Source organism: Streptomyces sp. NPDC101219, assembly GCF_044767675.1.
In the GTDB taxonomy this organism is placed as follows: Bacteria; Actinomycetota; Actinomycetes; order Streptomycetales; family Streptomycetaceae; genus Streptomyces.
In genome coordinates this window covers 192,196-214,064 of sequence record NZ_JBIWOK010000008.1, presented here as the reverse complement: position 1 = coordinate 214,064, position 21,869 = coordinate 192,196, and the positions used below count along the sequence as shown (strand labels likewise).

At 69.0% G+C, this 21,869-nt stretch carries 16 protein-coding genes; 11 read left to right on the top strand and 5 right to left on the bottom strand.

What is annotated here, in order from left to right:
* Positions 1-6: 6 nt before the first annotated feature.
* Positions 7-2,688: a transglycosylase domain-containing protein gene (locus tag ACIRPP_RS18160; RefSeq protein WP_403643533.1), complete on the bottom strand. Its 2,682-nt coding sequence runs from the start codon at positions 2,686-2,688 to the stop codon at positions 7-9.
* A 396-nt stretch (positions 2,689-3,084) separates the two neighbouring features.
* Here ACIRPP_RS18160 and ACIRPP_RS18155 point away from each other — a divergent pair, with 396 nt between their 5' ends.
* The 4 genes from ACIRPP_RS18155 (at position 3,085) to ACIRPP_RS18140 (ending at position 6,841) form a co-directional block, all read left to right on the top strand.
* Positions 3,085-3,768: a PadR family transcriptional regulator gene (locus ACIRPP_RS18155; protein ID WP_164335608.1), complete on the top strand. Its 684-nt coding sequence runs from the start codon at positions 3,085-3,087 to the stop codon at positions 3,766-3,768.
* Positions 3,769-3,812: 44 nt separating this feature from the next.
* Positions 3,813-4,895 carry an inositol-3-phosphate synthase gene (locus ACIRPP_RS18150; RefSeq protein WP_164335610.1) on the top strand — a complete coding sequence of 361 codons (1,083 nt, stop codon included), beginning with the start codon at positions 3,813-3,815 and terminating at the stop codon, positions 4,893-4,895.
* Between the two features lie 77 nt (positions 4,896-4,972).
* Complete coding sequence (locus tag ACIRPP_RS18145; protein WP_403643529.1) at positions 4,973-6,235, top strand: MFS transporter; 1,263 nt, start codon at positions 4,973-4,975, stop codon at positions 6,233-6,235.
* A 129-nt stretch (positions 6,236-6,364) separates the two neighbouring features.
* Positions 6,365-6,841, top strand: coding sequence for a hypothetical protein (locus ACIRPP_RS18140; RefSeq protein WP_403643527.1), 477 nt, complete (start codon positions 6,365-6,367; stop codon positions 6,839-6,841).
* Between the two features lie 109 nt (positions 6,842-6,950).
* Here the strand turns inward: ACIRPP_RS18140 and ACIRPP_RS18135 are convergent, their stop codons facing one another.
* Complete coding sequence (locus ACIRPP_RS18135; protein ID WP_403643524.1) at positions 6,951-8,393, bottom strand: CCA tRNA nucleotidyltransferase; 1,443 nt, start codon at positions 8,391-8,393, stop codon at positions 6,951-6,953.
* A gap of 255 nt (positions 8,394-8,648) precedes the next feature.
* Here ACIRPP_RS18135 and ACIRPP_RS18130 point away from each other — a divergent pair, with 255 nt between their 5' ends.
* The 7 genes from ACIRPP_RS18130 to trxA all read left to right on the top strand — a co-directional run bounded on the left by ACIRPP_RS18130 (position 8,649) and on the right by trxA (position 18,483).
* Entirely contained in the window at positions 8,649-11,048 is a 2,400-nt protein-coding gene (locus tag ACIRPP_RS18130) for a DUF6049 family protein (RefSeq protein ID WP_403643521.1), read from the top strand.
* A gap of 44 nt (positions 11,049-11,092) precedes the next feature.
* Positions 11,093-13,408 (top strand): murein biosynthesis integral membrane protein MurJ, encoded by a 2,316-nt coding sequence (murJ, locus tag ACIRPP_RS18125; protein WP_403643518.1) that lies wholly within the window; start codon positions 11,093-11,095, stop codon positions 13,406-13,408.
* 140 nt (positions 13,409-13,548) lie between these two features.
* On the top strand, positions 13,549-15,270 hold the full coding sequence (locus tag ACIRPP_RS18120; RefSeq protein ID WP_403643515.1) for a protein kinase family protein: 1,722 nt from the start codon (positions 13,549-13,551) through the stop codon (positions 15,268-15,270).
* Positions 15,271-15,295: 25 nt separating this feature from the next.
* Positions 15,296-16,021: an RNA polymerase sigma factor SigM gene (sigM, locus tag ACIRPP_RS18115; protein ID WP_403643512.1), complete on the top strand. Its 726-nt coding sequence runs from the start codon at positions 15,296-15,298 to the stop codon at positions 16,019-16,021.
* The gene (locus ACIRPP_RS18110) at positions 16,018-16,938 is read left to right on the top strand and encodes a hypothetical protein (RefSeq protein ID WP_403643509.1); all 921 of its coding nucleotides are present in this window, start codon (positions 16,018-16,020) and stop codon (positions 16,936-16,938) included. Before sigM ends, ACIRPP_RS18110 begins: the two co-directional genes overlap by 4 nt.
* Positions 16,939-17,136: 198 nt before the next feature.
* Positions 17,137-18,108: a thioredoxin-disulfide reductase gene (gene trxB / locus ACIRPP_RS18105; RefSeq protein ID WP_403643506.1), complete on the top strand. Its 972-nt coding sequence runs from the start codon at positions 17,137-17,139 to the stop codon at positions 18,106-18,108.
* A 42-nt stretch (positions 18,109-18,150) separates the two neighbouring features.
* Positions 18,151-18,483 (top strand): thioredoxin, encoded by a 333-nt coding sequence (gene trxA / locus ACIRPP_RS18100; RefSeq protein WP_403643504.1) that lies wholly within the window; start codon positions 18,151-18,153, stop codon positions 18,481-18,483.
* Between the two features lie 104 nt (positions 18,484-18,587).
* Here the strand turns inward: trxA and ACIRPP_RS18095 are convergent, their stop codons facing one another.
* The 3 genes from ACIRPP_RS18095 to ACIRPP_RS18085 form a co-directional block, all read right to left on the bottom strand.
* Positions 18,588-19,205: a GNAT family N-acetyltransferase gene (locus ACIRPP_RS18095; RefSeq protein ID WP_403643501.1), complete on the bottom strand. Its 618-nt coding sequence runs from the start codon at positions 19,203-19,205 to the stop codon at positions 18,588-18,590.
* Between the two features lie 312 nt (positions 19,206-19,517).
* The gene (locus tag ACIRPP_RS18090) at positions 19,518-20,612 is read right to left on the bottom strand and encodes a ParB/RepB/Spo0J family partition protein (RefSeq protein WP_403643498.1); all 1,095 of its coding nucleotides are present in this window, start codon (positions 20,610-20,612) and stop codon (positions 19,518-19,520) included.
* Positions 20,609-21,685 (bottom strand): ParA family protein, encoded by a 1,077-nt coding sequence (locus ACIRPP_RS18085; RefSeq protein WP_164335651.1) that lies wholly within the window; start codon positions 21,683-21,685, stop codon positions 20,609-20,611. Before ACIRPP_RS18085 ends, ACIRPP_RS18090 begins: the two co-directional genes overlap by 4 nt.
* Positions 21,686-21,869: the final 184 nt, after the last annotated feature.

The following is a 21,869-nucleotide window of genomic DNA, read 5'->3' as shown; positions in this document are numbered from 1 at the left end:
GTCGGACTAACCGCCAGGTCCTCCGAAGAGACCGCCGTTGTTGTTTCCTTGGCCTCTGTTGTTTCCACCGCCATCGGTTTGTGTCGGTGTCGGTGAGGTGGGCACTCCGCCGTCCTGGCCGCCGTCGTCCCCGCCGCCCGGGCCGTTGCCGCCCGAGTCGTCATCGTCGTCGCAGTTGAAGTCGAACGGCCGGCAGGTGTTGGTCGGCTGCGTGGGCGTGGGAATGGTGGGGGGCGGTGTCGAGCTGGGAGGCGCGGACGGCGTCTCCGACTCGGTCTCGGTGGGCGTGGGAGTCGGAGTCGGCGTCGGGTCGTCGTTCACGACCTCGCCGATCGGCTCGGGGGTCGGGAACGACTTCGGAGCCTGGCCCTTGAGCGCGTCCTGCATGTAGTCCGCCCAGATCTGGGACGGGAACGAGGCACCGTGGATCTTCTTCTCCCCGCCCGTCCCGAACATCTCCAGGAACTGGCGGTTCTTGATCGACTCATCGTCGGGGTACCGGAACATGCTGATCGCGGTCGACAGCTGCGGGGTGTATCCGACGAACCAGGCCGACTTGTTGCCGTCCGTGGTACCCGTCTTTCCGGCGACCTGGCGGCCCGGGAGCTGCGCGTTGGTACCGGTCCCCTCTTCCACCACGGTCTTCAGGATGTCCGTGACGTTGTCGGCGACCTGAGCCGTGAAGGCCTGCTCGGTCTCGGTCTTGTGGGTGAAGACGGTGCCTTCCTTGCTCGTCACCTTCTTGACGGAGAACGGGTCGCGCTGCTTGCCGCTGGCCGCGAAGGTGGCGTACGAGCCCGCCATGCGGATCGCACTGGGGTTGGAGGTACCGATCGAGAACGACGGGTAGTTCGTGCCCGCGAGGCTCGACTCCAGGATGCCGGAATCGATGGCGGCCTCCTTGACCTTGTCCAGGCCGACATCCATGCCGAGCTGGACGAAGGAGGAGTTCACGGACTCACGCATGGCCTCCCGGAGGTCGATCTTGTAGTCGGGCGGAGAGCCGTACGACTCGTCGCCGTCATTGACCTGCAGCCACTCCTCGCCCTTCTCGTTCCGCCAGATCGACCCGTCGTAGTTCTTGATCTTGAGCTTGTTCTTGCCGTTGTACAGGCTCTTCGGGGAGACGATGGTGCGCTCGTCCTGGGCCTGGATCTCGTCCTGATCCGGGTCGCGCACGCCCCACTTCATGGCCGCCGCGAGCACGTAGGGCTTGAAGGTCGAACCGACCTGGGCGCCGGTCGCGTCGGCGTTGTTCGTGAAGTGCTTGGTCGCGTCCACGCCGCCGTAGATGGCCTTGATCGCACCGGTGGCGGGATCCACCGACGCACCGCCGAACTGGACGTGGGTGTCGGTGTCCGGGCGCTCCTCGGGCTTGATCTTCGCCTTGTAGACCCGCTGGACCGACTTCTCGAGCTCCTGCACCTTCTTCTTGTCGAAGGTCGTGTAGATCGAGTAACCACCCTGTTCCAGCTTGCTGGAGGTGATCCCGGTTTCCTCGCTGTTGTTGACGATGTACGCCTTGGCGAGGTCCACCAGGTAACCGATCTGACCGCTGAGCGCGGTGTTCGACCGGGGGTTCTGCACCTTGGGCAGCTTGGGGTACTTGGCCCTGGTCTCCGCGTCCAGCAGGTCGTACTCGACCATCTTGTCCAGCGTGTCCTGCATCTGGGCCAGGGCACGCTTCTTGTTCGCCGCGGGACTGGCACCGACCGGGTCGATGGACGGCGTACCGTTCGGGTCGTAGTAGGTGGCTCCCTTGAGCACCGCCGCGAGGAGGGCGCACTCGCCCTCGTTCATCTCGATGGCGTCCTTGTTGAAGTAGGCCCGGGCGGCTGCCTGGATGCCGTACGCGCCCCGGCCGTAGTAGGCGGAGTTCAGGTAACCCTCGAGGATCGTGTCCTTGTCCTCGGTGGCGCCCACCTTGATCGAAACGAAGATCTCCTTGAACTTGCGGGAGATCGTCTGCGACTGGTCGTCCAGCATCGCGTTCTTGACGTACTGCTGGGTGATGGTGGAACCACCCTGCGTCTCGCCACCGCGCGCCATGTTGAACACGGCGCGGGCGATGCCCTTCGGGTCGATGCCGCTGTCGTCGCGGAACGTCTTGTTCTCCTGGGCGATGACCGCGTTCTGCATCGCCTTGGGGATCTGCGAGAGATTGACGATCTGGCGGTTCCGTTCACCACCCGTGGCGACCATCTGCGAACCGTCGGCCCAGTAGTAGACGTTGTTCTGGGCCGTCGCCGTCTCGGCCACCACCGGGACGCTCACCATGGCGTACCCAATACCGGCGACTGCCACCAGACCACCGAAGAAGGCGATGCACAGACCGGACACCAGCCTCCAGGACGGCATCCAACGGCGCCAGCCGTACTTGTCGTGGCGCGGATAGTCGATGATCCCCTTCCTGGCGGGCGGCGCCGCGCGCCCTCTGCCCCGGCCGGGCCCGGCGGCGCCGACCCGGCGCCGGCTGCCTCCGCCTCGTTGTGCCGCGCGCCGCGCCTCGGCGCGACTGCCGTACGTACGCTCCTCACCCCGCGCGCCCGACCCATGGGCATCGGACGGAGACCCGGTGGCGCCTCGCGGAGCCGCGCGGCGGCCGGAGGACGAGCCGGACTGGCCGCGTCGGGCCGCGGCACGTCCGCCTCCCTGCGGCTGCGGCGGTTTGCGACGGTGCTCGCTCATCGAACGACTACTCCTCGGGCAGGCGCACCTGAGCGCGCCTGGAAACGGCAGCTGGTTTCCGGTCCCCCCGAAGTACGGATGTGACGCGTTCCGCATTCACCCGTACTGCACCGGGGACGACGACGCTCACAGACGTCACTCGGTTCCCGGCGGTATGCATGGCGCACAGACTACGCATCGCCAAACCCGCCCGAGGACAGAAGTTCACCTCAAACCAGGCAACTTGCTCGCCCGGAAGCGTTGATGTGATCCCGTTCACCCCAGCCCCTCTTGTCGTGACCGGGAGCCCGTTCTATCGTCGTGATGTATCGAGTCGATACATCAGCTCGGCATAAGGGCGGCGACGAGCCGCACCCAGTCCGGCACGGCACGACCGTGGAGAGGGAGGAGGCGACGATGAGCCGGCGTTCCGGGATCCTCGAGTTCGCTGTCCTCGGTCTGCTCCGCGAATCTCCGATGCACGGCTATGAGCTGCGCAAACGACTCAATACGTCACTGGGTGTGTTCCGTGCGTTCAGTTACGGAACCCTCTACCCGTGCCTCAAGACGCTGGTCGCGAACGGCTGGTTGATCGAGGAACCGGGGCACACCACCGAGGACGCCCTCGCCGCTCCGCTCACGGGCCGTCGCGCCAAGATCGTCTATCGGTTGACGGCGGAGGGGAAGGAGCACTTCGAACAGCTCCTCTCCCAGACGGGGCCCGACGCGTACGAGGACGAGACCTTCGCCGCGCGCTTCGCCTTCTTCGGCCAGACGTCCCGCGACGTACGCATGCGCGTACTCGAGGGCCGCCGCAGTCGGCTGGAGGAGCGCCTGGAGAAGATGCGCGCCTCCCTGGCGCGGACCAGAGAGCGCCTCGACGACTACACACTCGAGCTCCAGCGCCACGGGATGGAGTCCGTGGAGCGCGAAGTGCGCTGGCTGAACGAGCTCATCGAGAGCGAGCGTGCCGGGCGGGACCTCAAGGGTTCCGTCTCCGGGGGGACCGCTCAGCACGACACCACATCTGGAGCGACGGGCGGCCTGCCCCGGCCGGAGGACGACCTCCGGCCGGATACGCCCGACGACACCGCCACGTGAGTCCCAGTCAGGGCCTCACTCGTACTACACAGGGAGCAACCGGAATGGGTTCGGTTCGCGTAGCCATCGTTGGCGTGGGCAACTGCGCCGCATCGCTGGTGCAGGGAGTCGAGTACTACAAGGACGCCGACCCGGCGTCCAAGGTGCCGGGCCTGATGCACGTCCAGTTCGGCGACTACCACGTCCGCGACGTCGAGTTCGTCGCCGCCTTCGACGTGGACGCCAAGAAGGTCGGTCTCGACCTCGCGGACGCCATCGGCGCATCCGAGAACAACACCATCAAGATCTGCGACGTCCCCAGCACCGGTGTGACGGTCCAGCGCGGCCACACCCACGACGGTCTCGGCAAGTACTACCGCGAGACCATCGAGGAGTCCGCCGAGGAGCCCGTCGACGTCGTGCAGGTCCTCAAGGACAAGCAGGTCGACGTCCTCGTCTGCTACCTGCCCGTCGGTTCCGAGGACGCTGCGAAGTTCTACGCGCAGTGCGCCATCGACGCCAAGGTGGCCTTCGTCAACGCCCTCCCGGTCTTCATCGCCGGCACCAAGGAATGGGCCGACAAGTTCACCGAGGCCGGCGTCCCGATCGTCGGTGACGACATCAAGTCCCAGGTCGGCGCGACCATCACGCACCGCGTCATGGCGAAGCTGTTCGAGGACCGTGGCGTGATCCTGGACCGCACGATGCAGCTGAACGTCGGCGGCAACATGGACTTCAAGAACATGCTCGAGCGGGACCGCCTCGAGTCCAAGAAGATCTCCAAGACGCAGGCCGTCACCTCGCAGATCCGCGACCGGGAGCTCGGCGAGGGCAACGTCCACATCGGCCCGTCCGACTACGTCGCCTGGCTCGACGACCGCAAGTGGGCCTATGTCCGCCTCGAGGGCCGTGCCTTCGGTGACGTCCCGCTGAACCTCGAGTACAAGCTGGAGGTCTGGGACTCCCCGAACTCCGCCGGTGTCATCATCGACGCCCTGCGTGCCGCGAAGATCGCCAAGGACCGGGGCATCGGCGGCCCGATCCTCTCGGCGTCCTCGTACTTCATGAAGTCCCCGCCGGTGCAGTACTTCGACGACGAGGCCCACGCCAACGTCGAGAAGTTCATCCGGGGTGAGGTCGAGCGCTGATCCCGCTCGTCCAGGGCAGTTGAGGGTCTCCGGGTCGCACGACCCGGAGACCCTCGTTCTGTGTGAGGCTGTCCCCCATGGCCGTCGTCCGTGACCTGTGCGTACTCCTGCGTTTCCAGGGTTTCAGACGGCTGCTGACCGTCCGGCTGCTCTCCCAGGGTGCCGACGGTGTCTTCCAGGTCGCGCTCGCTGCCTACGTCGTGTTCTCGCCGGAGCGGCAGACGTCGGCCGCGGCGATCGCCTCGGCCATGGCGGTGTTGCTGCTGCCGTACTCCCTGGTGGGTCCGTTCGCCGGAGCTCTGCTGGACCGCTGGCGCCGACGCCAGGTCTTTCTCCACGGCAATCTCCTGCGCGCCCTGATGGCCTGCGTGACCGCATTGCTGATCCTGGGCCGGGTGCCGGACGGACTCCTCTTCGCCGCCGCACTCTGCGTCACCGCCGTGAACCGGTTCGTCCTGGCCGGCCTGTCCGCCTCCCTTCCACGCGTGGTCGACCCCGAGCGGCTGGTCGTCGCCAACTCCCTGTCCCCGACCGCCGGAACGCTGGCCGCGACCGCGGGCGGGGGTCTCGCCTTCCTCGTCCGCCTGCTCGTCGCCGACTCGGACGCCGCCGTGGTCCTGGTGGGCGCCGCGCTCTATCTGTGCGCCGCACTCGCGTCGCTGCGGATCGCGAAGGACCTGCTGGGCCCGGACCGTGCGATGACACCGACCCGCCTGTCCACCGCCATCAGGGGCTGCGCCCGCGACCTGGTGGCGGGCGTCCGCCACCTCGCCGCCCCCGAGCGCCGGGAGGCGGCCTGGGCGTTGACGGCGATGTCGCTCATGCGGTTCTGCTACGGCGCCATGCTCGTCATGGTGCTGATGCTGTGCCGGTACGCGCTGACCTCGACCACCGACGACGGACTCGCCCTGCTGGGGACCGCGCTGGCCGTCTCCGGCGCCGGCTTCTTCGCGGCGGCCGTCCTGACCCCCTGGGCCGCGGGACGCCTCGGAGCCGGCCGGTGGATCCGGGTGTGCTCGGCCGCCGCGGCCGTCCTCGTGCCGGCCCTCGGTCTTCCCTTCGCCACCGGCCCCCTGCTGGCCGGGGCGTTCGTCCTGGGACTGGCCACCCAGGGAGCGAAGATCGCCACGGACACGATCGTCCAGTCGACCGTGGAAGACGCCTATCGCGGCCGGATCTTCTCGGTCTACGACGTGCTGTTCAACGTCGCCTTCGTCAGCGCCGCCGGGGTGGCCGCCCTGATGCTGCCGCCGGACGGCCGATCGGTTCCGCTGGTGGTAACGATCGCCGTTATCTACGGGGCAGTAGCAGTGGCTATCGCCCGGTTTGAGCGCCAGTAAGTGTCACATCAGTGCCACAGAGCCTCACAGGGCTCCTGAGTTGTCAGTCGGGCCAGGTAGCTTACGTGCGTCTTACCTCGCGCGGATTTCTCGCCGCGCCGCCTTTCCGAGTTCTAGGGGGACCCCTAAGTGACCACTCCACCGCCCCAGGGCAATCCGTTCGCGCAGGGCCAGCCGCCGCAGGGCCAGGCCCCTCAGCCGCAGCAGGGCGGGTTCCCCCAGCAGGCCGGTCAGCCGGGGTTCCCGCCGCCGGGTGCGCCCGTTCCGCCGCCGCCTCCCGCGGGTGGCCGCTTCAACAAGAAGCTGCTGCGCGTCGTCGCCGTCATCGCGATCGCGGTCGTCATCGGTGTGGTCAAGTGGCAGTGGAACAAGTCCGACGCCGAGACCACGTCGGTCGGCAGCTGCATGCACAACGAGGGCACGCAGTTCAAGCCGGACCTCAAGTCCGTCGACTGCTCCTCCAGTGACGCCGAGTACAAGGTCGTCGAGAAGTTCGACGACACCAGCGACAGCAACAAGTGCAAGACGGTCCCGGACGCGCCCATCGCCTACTACCAGACGGGCGGCGGCCACGAGGTCGTCCTCTGTCTGAAGGAAGTGAAGTAGCGCGCCCGCTTCACGCCGAGGGCGATGTTTCACGTGAAACTTCGCCCTCGGTGTGTGCGAGACGCATCGACGGTGCCGTGTTTCACGTGAAACACGGCACCGTTCGCGTTCAGTCCTGGCGCGCGGCCCACCACTCCTTGAGGGCCGCGACGGCAGCTTCATGCTCCATGGGGCCGTGTTCCAGGCGCAGCTCCAGCATGTGCTTGTACGCCTGACCGACCTCCGGTCCCGGCTTCAGGTCGAGGATCTGCATGATCTGGTTGCCGTCGAGGTCGGGACGGATGGCGTCCAGCTCCTCCTGCTCCTGGAGCTGGGCGATCCGCTCCTCCAGACCGTCGTAGGCCCGCGACAGCGCTGCGGCCTTCCGCCGGTTGCGCGTGGTGCAGTCGGAGCGCGTCAGCTTGTGGAGCCGGTTCAGCAGCGGACCGGCGTCCCGGACGTAGCGGCGGACGGCGGAGTCGGTCCACTCTCCCGTGCCGTAGCCGTGGAACCGCAGGTGGAGCTCGACCAGCCGCGAGACGTCCTTCACCAGCTCGTTGGAGTACTTGAGCGCCGTCATGCGCTTCTTGGTCATCTTCGCTCCGACCACCTCATGGTGGTGGAACGAGACCCGGCCGTCCTTCTCGAAGCGGCGGGTTCGGGGCTTGCCGATGTCGTGCAGGAGAGCCGCCAGGCGGAGCGTCAGGTCGGGACCGTCGTCCTCCAGGGCGATCGCCTGCTCCAGAACGATCAGCGTGTGCTCGTAGACGTCCTTGTGCCGGTGATGCTCGTCGCTCTCCAGGCGCAGTGCGGGAAGCTCCGGGAGGACGTGCTCGGCCAGGCCGGTGTCGACGAGCAGCGTCAGACCTTTCCGGGGGTGGGGGGAAAGGATCAGCTTGTTCAGCTCGTCCCGCACCCGCTCGGCGGAGACGATCTCGATCCGGCCGGCCATCTCCGTCATCGCCTCGACGACCTCCGGGGCCACGTCGAAGTCGAGCTGAGCGGCGAACCGCGCGGCGCGCATCATCCGCAGCGGGTCGTCCGAGAAGCTCTCCTGCGGGGTCCCCGGCGTCCGCAGCAGGCGCTGGGCGAGGCTGCCGCGGCCGTCGTGCGGATCGATGAAGGTCTTCTCCGGAAGGGCGACGGCCATCGCGTTCACGGTGAAGTCGCGGCGGACGAGATCCTCCTCGATGGAGTTCCCGTAGGACACCTCCGGCTTGCGCGAGGTGCGGTCGTACGCCTCGGACCGGTACGTGGTGACCTCGATCTGGTAGCCGTCCTTCTGCGCACCGACCGTGCCGAAGGCGATCCCGACCTCCCAGACCGCGTCCGCCCAAGGCCGGACGATCTTCAGCACGTCCTCTGGGCGGGCGTCGGTCGTGAAGTCGAGGTCGTTGCCGATCCGCCCCAGCAACGCGTCCCGGACCGAACCGCCGACCAGGGCGAGGGAGAATCCGGCCTCCTGGAAGCGGCGGGCGAGGTCGTCGGCGACAGGGGCGACCTGCAGCGGCTCGTTCCCCGCGGAGCGCTGCACCTGGCTCAGGACACTGGTTTCTTCATTGGCGTTCGGCACAACAGAAAAGAGTACGTGGCCGGGGGAGCCGGAAGCGCCCCCATTACATCCGCCCCGGGACACCTCGCACCGAACCCGCACAAGCACCGCTCCGGCGACGCGGAGACACACTCCCGCCCTTCGACGGCATAGCGGACGCCTGGGTGCCGCGCGCGATCTTGGAGCCCGGTCCGCGGCACCTCCCCTCAGCCCGCATCGTTACCATGCGGGGACGCACATTCCGACGACCACTGACGACGAGGGACGGGCGAGCGCGTGGCCGAGGCGGCAGACTTCCAGGGGACGAGTCCCTCACCTGCCCGCCGCTGGGCGCGGCGCTCCGGGGCCCTACTCGCCGCGGCGCTCCTGCTGACCGGGCTGCTGCAGTGGTCCTCGGCGCCTTCCGCGGACGCGGCGGCTCAGGACACGCTCCGGGCCGCCAGCGACACGGGCTCGGTCACGGTGTCCGTGGACTCGCTCACCCCCAGCGTTCCCTCGGAGGGCGACACCGTCACGGTCTCGGGCACGGTGACCAACAAGGGCCGCCAGGCCGTCACCGACGCCCACGTCGGCCTGCGGGTGGGCCCCCTGATGAACACCCGCTCCGGAATCGACACGGTCGCCCGGAACAGCCGGGACATCCTGAGCCCCGCCGGCCGGGAACTCGGCGGCAAGTACACCGAGGAGTTCTCCGAGCTCACGCCCGGTGTCTCCCAGCGCTTCAGCATCTCGGTCCCGGTCGACGAGCTGGACCTCGGGCAGGACGGCGTGTACCAGCTGGCGGTGTCGCTCTCGGGCGAGACCGCCGCACAGCCCTGGGAGCGGATCCTCGGCATACAGCGGACGTTCCTGCCGTGGCAGCCGGAGGAGGCCCGCAAGCGGACGAAGACGACCGTCCTGTGGCCGCTCATCTCCTCATCCCACGTGACGGCGGAGACGGGGTCGGACGAGCAGCAGACGCCCGTCTTCCGCGACAACGATCTGGCCAAGGAGATCTCCCCCGGCGGACGGCTCGACCGCATGGTGTCTCTGGGCAAGGACCTGGACGTCACCTGGGTCGTCGATCCCGACCTGCTGGCCTCGGTCGACGCCATGACCGACCGGTACGAGGTCAGGGGCGAGGGCGACACCACCGTGCCGGGCCGCAACCAGGACGTCGCCAAGCGGTGGCTGGCCGAGGTGCAGAAGGCCGTGGCGGACAACGAAGTGGTCGCGCTGCCCTTCGGTGACCCGGACCTGGCCTCCCTCGCCCACAACGGCACCTCGGTCGGCGGCTCGCTGAAGCACCTCAAGGAAGCCACCGACGTCGTCGTGAACACGGTCGAGCCGATCCTCCACGTGACGCCGACCACGGACTTCGCCTGGCCCGTCGACGGTGCGGTCGACCCCTCCATCATCAAGGTCGCCACCTCCGCCGGAGCCGACAAGGTCATCGCCCGCAGCGACAGCCTCAAGGAGACCGACGGCCTGTCGTACACGCCGTCCGCGGCCCGCCCCATCGGCGGCGGCACCACCGCGGTCGTCGCGGACGCCACCCTGTCCACGGCCTTCCGGGGCGATCTGACGAAGGCGTCCACGTCCACACTCGCCACGCAGCGGTTCCTGGCTCAGAGCCTCACGCTCGGCCTGCAGACGGGCAAGGAGCGCAGCATCGTCGTCGCACCGCAGCGCATGCCCTCGGCGAGCCAGGCGCAGACGATGGCCGAGGCCCTGGCGGCCCTGCGCAAGGGGACCTGGTCGGAGTCCCAGGACCTCACCGACGCCGCCAAGGCCAAGCCGGACCCGGCGGCCGCCACCCGGGTTCCCTCGGCCGGCGCGTACCCCTCCGCACTGCGCAAGCAGGAGCTGCCGCGCGCCGCGTACGAGCAGATCGCGCGGACGCAGGGGAAGCTGGACAAGTTCAACGTGATCCTCTCCGACCGCTCCAGGGTGGTGACCCCCTTCGGGCGCGCCCTGAACCGGGCCATGTCCGCGTCGTGGCGCGGCCGGGTCGCGGAGGCAGCGACCTACCGGAGCGGCGTCGAGGCGTACCTGGACGTCCTGATCGACCAGGTCAAGCTGATCGACAAGTCAGAGACGAAGCTCTCCGGCCGCAGCGCGACCATTCCCGTGACGGTGCAGAACAACCTGGTGCAGGGCGTCGAGCACCTGGTGCTGCGCCTCAGCTCCACCAATCCGACCCGTCTGGAGATCGGCGGGGCCGCCTACGAGGAGCAGCCCGTCACGGTCTCCGGCGGCCACAGCCAGTCGGTGAAGTTCACCACCTCCGCCAACGCCAACGGCCGGGCGACGGTCGTCGCGCAGCTGTTCACCGAGGACGGCCGACCGTACGGTGAGCCCGTCGTCTTCGACGTGAAGGTCACCGAGATCACCGCCACGGTGATGCTCGTCATCGGCGGCGGTGTCCTGCTCCTCGTGCTCGCCGGATTCCGGATGTACACGCAGCGCAAACGGGCCGCCGCACGTCGTGCCGAGGACGGACCCGACGGGACGGACGACGACGGGGACGGGAACGGGGAGGGCCCGCGGAAACCGACGGCTCCCGAAGTGCGTCTCACCGAGGAGTCGGAGACCGGCTCGCGGGCAGACGCCCCGCAGCAGCCGAGTGACCCCGCCCCGGACACCGCATCGGAAAGCCCGGACCCGTCCGGCACGGGTGAGAGAGTGGACCGTTGAGGATGTCGTGGCCGGTGGGCCCGGGACGATGAGGTGGGGTAACCATGAACGCGCCGTACGACGGTGACCGCGGCAGTGCCGCGGGCAGCTCGGGTCATCCCGAGCCGGACCGCTCCGAGGGTCCGCCGCCCGGGCACGCCCAGGAGCCGCAGCCACCCGCGGACACGTACCTCCAGGACGCCTACGACCAGGACCCCTACCAGGCGCGGGACATCGCGGCCCAGGATCCCGTCGCCGAGGCCCTCTACGACCGCGCCGCGCATCCGCCGCCCCCGCCCGGCAGTCAGCCGCCCGCCCACCCGCTGTACGGGCAGCCGCCGCAGTCGCCGTACGCGCCCGACCCCCGGGTGTGGGCCCAGACCCCGGCGCCCGAGCCGGACGGCCCGACCCACCTGCTGCCGCACGGCGACGACCCGCGCACCACGCAATACGTGGGCGTGGACGACCTGGTCGGCCGGAGCGGTGGCCGGCAGCAGGAACCCGACGCCTTCGCGCATCTTTTCCGCGACCAGCAGCACAGCGGCGCGGTTCCCGGACAGCAGGGCGGCGGGTACCCGGAGGGGCACCGGAGCGCTCACGCCACGCACCTCCCGCAGGACGCCCGGGTCGGCGAACCCGCCGCAGTGCCCGCACCGGTCTCGACACCGGGCCACTACGCCGGGGCGACCCCCCCTCCGGCCGCCGAGGCCCCCCAGGAGTCGGAGACCCCCGCGCCCGCCCCGAAGAAGGGCGGCAGGGCCGGAGGTCTGCTGAAGTCGAGTGCCGTGATGGCGGCGGGCACCATGGTGTCCCGGCTGACCGGCTTCGTCCGCTCGGCACTGATCGTCTCCGCGCTCGGACTCGGCCTCCTCGGCGACTCCTTCCAGGTCGCCTACCAGCTGCCGACGATGATCTACATCCTCACGGTCGGCGGCGGCCTGAACTCAGTGTTCGTGCCGCAGCTCGTGCGTGCCATGAAGGACGACGACGACGGTGGCGAGGCCTACGCCAACCGTCTGCTGACCCTGGTGATGGTGGCCCTGGCCGCCCTCACCGCACTCGCGTGGCTCGCCGCGCCGCTGCTGGTGCGCGCACTGTCCAACCCCGTCGCCTCCGACCCCGCCGCCAACGAGGTCGCCGTCACCTTCACCCGCTACTTCCTGCCCTCGATCTTCTTCATGGGCGTCCACGTGGTGATGGGTCAGATCCTCAACGCGCGCGGTCAGTTCGGCGCGATGATGTGGACCCCGGTCCTCAACAACGTCGTCATCATCACGACCCTCGGCGTCTTCATCTACGTCTACGGCACGGCCGCCGACTCCCGGATGAACGTCACCAACATCCCCCCGGAGGGCCAGCGGCTCCTCGGGATCGGTGTCCTGCTCGGCCTCGTCGTCCAGGCCCTGGCCATGATCCCGTACCTGCGGGAGACCGGTTTCCGCATCCGCCCGCGCTTCGACTGGAAGGGCCACGGCCTCGGCAAGGCCGCGATGCTCGCCAAGTGGACCATCCTGTTCGTGCTGGCCAACCAGGCCGGCGCCCTGGTCGTGACGCAGCTTTCCACCGCGTCCGGGCTCGCCTCCGACGTCGAGGGAACGGGCTTCGCCGCGTACGCCAACGCCCAGCTGATCTGGGGTCTGCCGCAGGCCATCATCACCGTCTCCCTGATGGCCGCCCTGCTGCCCCGGATCTCCCGCTCGGCGGCGGAGGAGGACGGCGGCGCCGTCCGCGACGACATCTCCCAGGGCCTGCGCACCACCGCGGTCGCCATCGTGCCGATCGCCTTCGGCTTCATCGCACTCGGCATCCCGATGTGCACCCTGATGTTCGGGTCCTCGGGCACCAGCGAGGCCACCAACATGGGGTACATGCTGATGGCCTTCGGTCTCGGCCTGATCCCCTACTCCGTGCAGTACGTCGTCCTGCGCGCCTTCTACGCCTACGAGGACACCCGCACCCCCTTCTACAACACCGTCATCGTGGCCGCCGTGAACGCGGCCGCCGCGGTGGTCTGCTTCCTGGTGCTCCCCGCCCGCTGGGCCGTGGTCGGCATGGCCGCCTCGTACGGCGCTGCCTACGCGGTGGGTGTCGGAGTCGCCTGGCGGCGGCTGCGCAAGCGGCTGGGCGGCGACCTGGACGGAGCCCGGGTGCTGCGGACCTATGCGCGGCTGTGCATCGCGTCCGTCCCGGCCGCCCTGCTCAGCGGCGCCGCCTGTTACGGCATCAGCCAGACGATCGGCCAGGGCGTCGCGGGATCGTTCGTCGCCATCCTGGTCGGCGGGGCGGTTCTGCTGGGGGTCTTCTTCGTCGCGGCCCGCCGGATGCGCATCGAAGAGCTCAACTCGTTGGTCGGTATGGTCCGCGGACGCCTGGGACGCTGATGCGGGGGGTAGGCGCACAACCATCGTCCACCGCCGTGTGTCGTGCATAGCGGCGGACTGTGGGCACAATTGGTTTCGGCGTCGGACGCGCGCGACGGACGCCGGCCGACGCGCAAGGAATGGGGAGGCAGGGAACGACGGTGGCGGATCGGAGCACAGCTGCCGTCGACGTGGCAGACAACAGCGGCGAGGAGTCGCTGACCGCACAGGCGGACCAGTCCACGGCCGACGGGGTGGCCAAGAACCGGGAGCAGGACACGGACAGCGACGAGGCACAGGAGAACACCGGGACCGACGGTTCCGGGAAGACCTCGCCGCCCGAACTGCACAGCGGTCACAAGCTGGCCAGACGCTACCGCCTCGAGGAGTGCGTCACCCGTCTGGACGGATTCAGCAGTTGGCGTGCCGTGGACGAGAAGCTCCGCCGCGCCGTCGGGGTGCACATCCTGCCCGCGGACCATGCACGGGCCCGCTCCGTCCTGGCCGCGGCACGCTCCTCCGCCCTGCTGGGCGACCCCCGCTTCGTCCAGGTCCTGGACGCCGTCGAGGAGAACGACGTCGTCTACGTCGTCCACGAATGGCTCCCCGACGCCACCGAGCTGACCACCCTGCTGGCGGCCGGCCCCCTGGAGGTGTACGACGCCTACCAGATGGTCAGTCAGATCGCGGCGGCCATGGCCGCCGCACACCGCGAGGGCCTGTCCCACCTCCGCCTGAACCCCAACTCCGTGCTGCGCACCTCGACCGGCCAGTGGCGCATCCGCGGCCTGGCCGTGAACGCGGCCCTGCGGGGCGTCTCGTCCGACACCCCGCAGCGCACCGACACGGAGTCCATCGGAGCCCTGCTCTACGCCTCGCTCACCCAGCGCTGGCCGTACGAGAGCGACGCCTACGGCCTCACCGGCCTGCCCAAGGACGTCGGGCTGCTCCCGCCCGACCAGGTACGGGCCGGAGTGCACCGCGGGCTGTCCGAGCTGGCCATGCGCGCGCTCGCCAACGACGGAGCCACCGCCTCCCGCCACGAATCCGCCTGCACCACGCCCGAGGAGCTGGTCAAGGCGATCGGTGAGATGCCGCGCATCCGTCCGCCGGAGCCCGCGTTCACCACACCGCCGGACTACCAGCGCACGACCTACCAGCAGGGCACCTACGGCCGACCCGCCCCCCACCCGCGTGCCACGCCACCGGTGCCGACCCCTCCGCCCCCGCTGCAGAGCCGCACCGGCAAGGCGCTGAAGTGGGCCGTCTCCGCCCTGCTCATCGCCGCGCTCGGTCTGGGCAGCTGGCAACTCGCTGACGCCCTCATGGATCAGGGCAGCAAGTCCGACGACACCAACAAGACCCAGACGACGGACGGGAACGAGAAGGGCGGCGACCGGCGCGCACCCGCCAAGCCGCTGGCCATCCAGGGAGCCCAGGAGTACGTCGCGAAGGGCGCGGCCCAGGCCCCCGGGGACGTCGGCAACACCTTCGACGGTGACAGGTCGACGTACTGGCGCACCAAGACCTACCGGGAAGGGCCGGACATGAACCCGGCCTACAAGCCCGGTGTCGGCATCGTCTACGACCTCGGGTCCGAGCAGTCGGTGACGTCGTCGTCGATCGAGCTGCTGCACCAGGGCGCCCACACCACGATCACCCTTTACGCCACGGACTCCCCGGGCTCGTCGACCCCGATCAGTTCCATGCGGAAGCTGGGGACGGAGATGACGACCGGCGGCCAGGCCACAGTGAAGGTCGACAAGCCGGTCAAGACCCGCTACGTGCTGGTCTGGCTGACAGCCCTGCCGTCGGCGCCCGGCGACGCCTACAGTGAGCCCGGTTACAAGCAGGCCATCACCGACCTGAAGTTCACCGGCTGACGTCTCACCGAGGGGGAGGGGTCCGATGGCGGACGGCACCGCGTACCGCGAAGCGAGCGATCAGGACCTGCTCTCCCGCCACGTGCAGGGCGACCCCGACGCGTTCGGCGAGCTCGTGCGCCGGCACCGCGACCGGTTGTGGGCGGTGGCACTGCGGACCTTGGGGGACCGCGAGGAAGCCGCCGACGCCGTCCAGGACGCCCTCGTCTCCGCCTACCGGGCCGCCCACACCTTCCGCGGACAGTCGGCCGTCACCACGTGGCTGCACCGGATCACGGTGAACGCCTGCCTCGACCGCGCCCGCAAGGCAGCCTCCCGCAGGACCTCACCGGTCGACGACACGGAGCGGCTGGAGCAACTGCTGGAGCCGCACGAGTCCGCCTCCGCTCCCGCGGAGCGCAATGACCTCCACCGTCAGCTGATCCAGGCGATGGCCACGCTCCCGCCCGATCAGCGGGCGGCCCTGGTGCTCGTGGACATGCAGGGGTATCCGGTCGCCGAGGCGGCCCGCATCCTCGACGTACCCGTCGGCACCGTGAAGAGCCGGTGTGCACGGGGCAGGGCCAGACTGCAGCCGCTGCTCACCCATCTACGGTCCGACGCCACAGAGGACGGCAGAAGACAGGGAGGGGCACGGAACCGGACACGTGGTCCGTCCGTCCCATCCTCAGCGGAACCGCGGCAGGCGGTTCCTCCGGAGACCGGACCGAATGACCCGGCTGCAGTGAAGGGCGGAGGTGGGCGAGCGTGACGTCGACGACAGACAGGGCGGAACATCCCGAAGTCGCGGAGATCTCCGACCTCACCGAGGGGCTGCTCGCACCGGATCGCACCGACGCCGTACGACGGCATCTCGACGGATGTGACCTGTGCGCCGATGTCCAGGCCTCGCTGGAGGAGATCCGGGGTCTGCTCGGCGCCTTGCCGGGGCCGCCCCGCATGCCCGACGACGTCGCGCGCCGCATCGACGCGGCGCTCGCCGCCGAAGCACTGCTGGATGCCACGGTGCCCGACACCCAGGAGTCCGAGGAGGCCGTCGACGCTTCGGCTTCGCCGTCCGAAGACGACCGCCACCGTGTTTCACGTGAAACATCGGCACCCCCACCGCCGGATCGCCCTGGCGGAAGTGCTCGTGCGTCCACGACCGGCCCGGGCCGGAAAGGCCGAACGCGACGAGGCCGGCGCCGGGTCGCCGTCCTGGGCACTGTGTTCACGGTCGCCGCACTGGGCCTCGGCTCGGCCCTCCTGTCGTCCTTCGACGACACCGGCAGTCCCGAGGACGAGCGTCAGGTCACCGCGGCCGACACGTTCGCCGAGGGCACGCTGGAGCGGCAGGTGACGGATCTCCTGGGACAGGACGCACCGGCACGCGGTGACGGCCGCACTCCGAACACCTTCGGGCTCGAGTCGGAGGCGGCCGGTGCGAGTCCCCGGGTCCTCAAGCAGCCGGCCGTCCCGGGATGCGTCCAGGAGGGAATCGGCAGCGACGACACCGCCCTCGCCGCCGAGACCGGTGTCTTCCAGGGCAGGAAGGCTCTGCTCGTGGTGCTTCCCGACGCCTCCGACGACCGCCGGGTCACGGCCTACATCGTCGAAGCCACCTGCGTGGACAACCCGTCGGCAGGCACGGCCGAGGTCCTGTTGAAGCAGACCTACAGCCGGCCCTGACGACCGTCCGTCCCTCACTGAACGCCGGGGAAGCTCCCGTCGGCCGCCGCGCTGCCGGCACACCCTCCGATAGCGCTACCGTGTGCCCCGGCACGGCGGGAATGCGCGCCCCGTAGGATCCGTTGGATGGGGTGAGAGGTCCGCGAGAAGCTCCCACCACCGGTCGACCGAAGCAGACCAGAGACGAGGAAACACGCTGTGAGCGACGTCCGTAACGTGATCATCATCGGCTCGGGGCCCGCCGGCTACACGGCGGCGCTCTACACCGCCCGTGCGTCGCTGAAGCCCCTGGTGTTCGAAGGGGCCGTCACCGCCGGCGGTGCCCTGATGAACACCACCGATGTCGAAAACTTCCCCGGCTTCCAGGACGGCGTCCTGGGCCCCGAGCTCATGGACAACATGCGCGCCCAGGCCGAGCGCTTCGGCGCCGAGCTCGTCCCGGACGACGTGGTGGCCGTCGACCTCAGCGGCGACATCAAGACCGTCACCGACACCGCGGGGACGGTCCACCGGGCGAAGACGGTCATCGTCACCACCGGCTCGCAGCACCGCAAGCTGGGGCTGCCCAACGAGGACGCCCTCTCCGGCCGAGGTGTCTCCTGGTGCGCGACCTGTGACGGGTTCTTCTTCAAGGACCAGGACATCGCCGTGATCGGTGGCGGCGACACCGCGATGGAGGAGGCCACCTTCCTCTCACGCTTCGCCAAGTCCGTGACGGTCGTCCACCGCAGGGACACCCTGCGCGCCTCCAAGGCGATGCAGGAGCGTGCCTTCGCCGACCCGAAGATCTCGTTCGTCTGGAACAGCGAGGTCGCCGAGGTCCAGGGCGACCAGAAGCTCTCCGGTCTGAAGCTGCGCAACGTCAAGACGGGCGAGCTGTCGGACCTGGCGGTGACCGGCCTGTTCATCGCCATCGGGCACGACCCGCGCACCGAGCTGGTCAAGGGCCAGCTGGAGCTCGACGAGGAGGGCTACCTGAAGGTCGACGCGCCGTCGACCCGCACGAGCCTTCCCGGCGTCTTCGGTGCCGGTGACGTGGTCGACCACACCTACCGCCAGGCGATCACGGCGGCCGGCACGGGCTGTGCCGCCGCTCTGGACGCCGAGCGTTACCTCGCCGCTCTCGCGGACGGTGAGAAGGCCGAACCCGAGAAGACCGCCGCCGTCTGATCACCCACCCGCCCCACGCATCGACCAGTTAAGGAGCCCGCCGTGGCAGGCACCCTGAAGAACGTGACCGACGACTCCTTCGAGCAGGACGTCCTCAAGAGCGACAAGCCCGTCCTGGTGGACTTCTGGGCGGCCTGGTGCGGCCCGTGCCGCCAGATCGCTCCGTCCCTCGAGGCCATCGCCTCCGAGTACGGAGACAAGATCGAGGTCGTCAAGCTGAACATCGACGAGAACCCGGGAACGGCCGCCAAGTACGGCGTCATGTCCATCCCTACCCTGAACGTCTACCGGCGGGGCGAGGTCGCCAAGACCATCGTCGGTGCCAAGCCGAAGGCCGCGATCGTCCGCGACCTCGAGGAGTTCATCGCCGAGTGACGGCGAGCCGTCGTGCGGCGGCATGTTTCACGTGAAACACGAAAGGGCCGACCCGGTGAAGGTCGGCCCTTTCGTATGAGGTCCGTCGAGGCCGCCCTCCGGCCTCAGAGGGGCCGGAGGGCGGGTTCCTTCTGCACCGCTCCCAGCAAGCGGTCCAGCGCCATCTCCACGTCTTCCTTCCAGGAGAGGGCCGTCCTGAGCTCCAGTCTCAAGCGGGGATAACGGGGGTGCTGCCGCACGGTCTTGAAGCCCACGGCCAGCAGATGGTCCGCGGGCAGAACACACGCGGGCTCCTTCCACCGGGCGTCGCCGAACGCCTCAATCGCCTTGAAGCCCCGGCGCATCAGATCCTTCGCCACCGTCTGCACCATCACCCGCCCCAGTCCCTGACCCTGGTAACCCGGCACGATGATCGCGGTGATCAGCTGGACCGCGTCCGGTGACACGGGACTCGTGGGAAACGCGGAGGAGCGAGGCACGTAGGCGGGCGGGGCGTAGAGCACGAACCCGACAGGGACGTCGTCGACGTAGACGACTCTTCCGCAGGAACCCCAGTCCAGGAGGACGGCCGAAATCCACGACTCCTTCTCGAGCGCGGATGTGCCCGCCTTTACCGCTGTCTCACCGCTGACGGGGTCGAGCTCCCAGAAGACACACGAGCGACAGCGCTGGGGGAGGTCCTGAAGGTTGTCCAGCGTGAGCGGTACGACCCGACGCCCCATGAAGGGTGATCCTCGCTTTCTTCGCCCGCTGCCTCACACGCGGCGGCCAGAGCACTCCGTTCCCTGAGCAGGCTGCCGACGAAGCCGCCGACGGCGCCCACCCCGAGCCAGGCACTCACCATCCGGGTGCGGCTCGTCATCTGCATGGCCCCTGCCTTGGTCTCGGACGTCCTGCCGGGTGGATGCGCCATATACGAACGCATCGTATCCATGATGCGTTTGCCTCGATACCGGCGAAAAGCAAAGGGCGGACCGTGTTCCGGTACACACCGGACAGGTCCGCCCCAAGCTGCTTCTGCGGGCAGCCGCGCCTCAGGCTTCAGGCTCCACGGAGTCGTCGTCCACGAGGCTCCTCTGCAGTACCGGCCCCTCGCCGGGCGCGAGCGTGCCGAGGATGCGTTCGAGGTCCTCCATGGAGGCGAACTCGACGGTGATCTTGCCCTTCTTCTGGCCCAGGTCGACCTTCACGCGCGTCTCGAACCGGTCCGAGAGACGGGTCGCCAGGTCGGTCAGTGCCGGCGATACCCGAGCCCCTGCACGCGGGCCCTTGGCCTTCGGGGTCTTCTGCGGCCGCGAACCCATCAGGTTCACGATCTCCTCGACGGCCCGGACCGAGAGGCCCTCGGCGACGATCCGGTGAGCCAGACGGTCCTGCTCCTCGGAGTCGTCGACGGACAGGAGGGCTCGGGCGTGGCCCGCGGAGAGCACCCCGGCGGCGACGCGGTTCTGCACCCTGGGAGACAGCTTCAGCAGGCGCAGGGTGTTGGAGACCTGCGGCCGGGACCGTCCGATGCGGTCGGCCAGCTGGTCGTGGGTGCAGTTGAAATCCCTCAGCAGCTGGTCGTAGGCCGCGGCCTCTTCCAGCGGGTTGAGCTGGGCGCGGTGCAGGTTCTCCAGCAGGGCGTCCAGCAGGAGCTTTTCGTCCTCGGTGGCCCTGACGATCGCCGGGACCTTCTCCAGACCCGCCTCACGGCAGGCCCGCCAGCGGCGCTCACCCATGATGAGCTCGAACTGGCCCCCACCGGTCTGCCGGACGACGACCGGCTGGAGGAGGCCGACCTCCTTGATGGAGGTGACGAGCTCCGCGAGGGCGTCGTCGTCGAAGACCGTGCGCGGCTGACGCGGGTTCGGAGTGATCGAGTCCAGCGGAATCTCCGCGAAGTGCGCACCGACGGGCGGCGTGACTCCGTCCGCAGCCGCCAGGTCCTCTGTTTCACGTGAAACACGGGGCAGCGTGGCCACCTTCGCCGCTGCCACACCGCGCTCGTGAGGAAGCACCGGCGCCGCACCGGTTGACGGGGACGATGCACCACCTCCGACTGCGGGCGGAGGCACGGTCCGCTCTGTAGGGGCTGCGGGAATCAGTGCGCCGAGACCGCGGCCCAACCCCCTCCGTCGCTCGCTCACTGGACGCCCTCCACCATGCTCGGATCGTTCTGCTGTGCGCCGATGTGGGCGTGCGACGCGTCATAGCTGATGCCGACGCCCCTCAGCGCGATCTCACGGGCCGCCTCGAGATACGAGAGGGCACCGCTCGATCCAGGATCGTAGGTCAGCACCGTCTGCCCGTAACTCGGTGCCTCCGAGATGCGGACCGAACGCGGAATGCTCGTCCGGAGGACCTCTTCACCGAAGTGACTGCGCACCTCGTCCGCGACCTGGGAGGCGAGGCGGGTCCGGCCGTCGTACATGGTGAGCAGGATCGTCGACACGTGCAGGGCGGGGTTGAGGTGGCCCCGTACCAGATCGACGTTGCGCAGCAACTGGCCCAGCCCTTCCAGCGCGTAGTACTCGCACTGGATGGGGATCAGAACCTCCTGGCCGGCCACCAGAGCATTGACCGTCAGCAACCCGAGGGACGGCGGGCAGTCGATGAGGATGTAGTCCAGCGGCTGCTCATAGGCCTGGATCGCCCGCTGCAACCGGCTTTCCCGCGCGACCAGGGACACCAGCTCGATCTCTGCACCGGCGAGATCGATCGTGGCGGGGGCGCAGAAGAGACCTTCGACGTCAGGGACGGGCTGAACGACATCCGCCAGCGGCTTGCTCTCCACCAGGACGTCGTAGATGGACGGAACCTCGGCGTGGTGGTCGATGCCCAGCGCCGTGGACGCATTGCCCTGAGGGTCGAGGTCGACCACCAGGACACGAGCACCATGCAGAGCCAGCGAGGCAGCCAGGTTGACGGTAGTCGTCGTCTTGCCGACGCCACCCTTCTGGTTGGCCACCACCATGACGCGGGTCTGTTCGGGCCGTGGCAAGCCCTCACCGGCGCGTCCCAGTGCCTCCACTGCCAGCTGGGCAGCACGACCGATGGGAGTGTCGTCCATAGGCGGCGGTGTTTCACGTGAAACATCCGCCCCCATCGACTCGGTACGGGGACCGGGGACCGGATCGGTCATCGGTCCCGCGATGTTGGCGTCGGACCGCAAGGATTCACTCTCCTCGACTTCAGGCTCGCAATGAACAGAGCCTCCCATGTCTTCGGGGTCGCGAACCAGTGAGGCCTGGCGTTCTGTGGAGAAATCCACCTCTGTGGACAACTCCGTGCCCCCCTCGGGGGACGCAGGGGGCGGAGTTTCTTCCGGAACAGGACCCTCCCCGAGTGAACCGAGAGGCTTACGGTCGCGGGGTTCGGCCGCAGCGCGGCCGCGACTGATGATG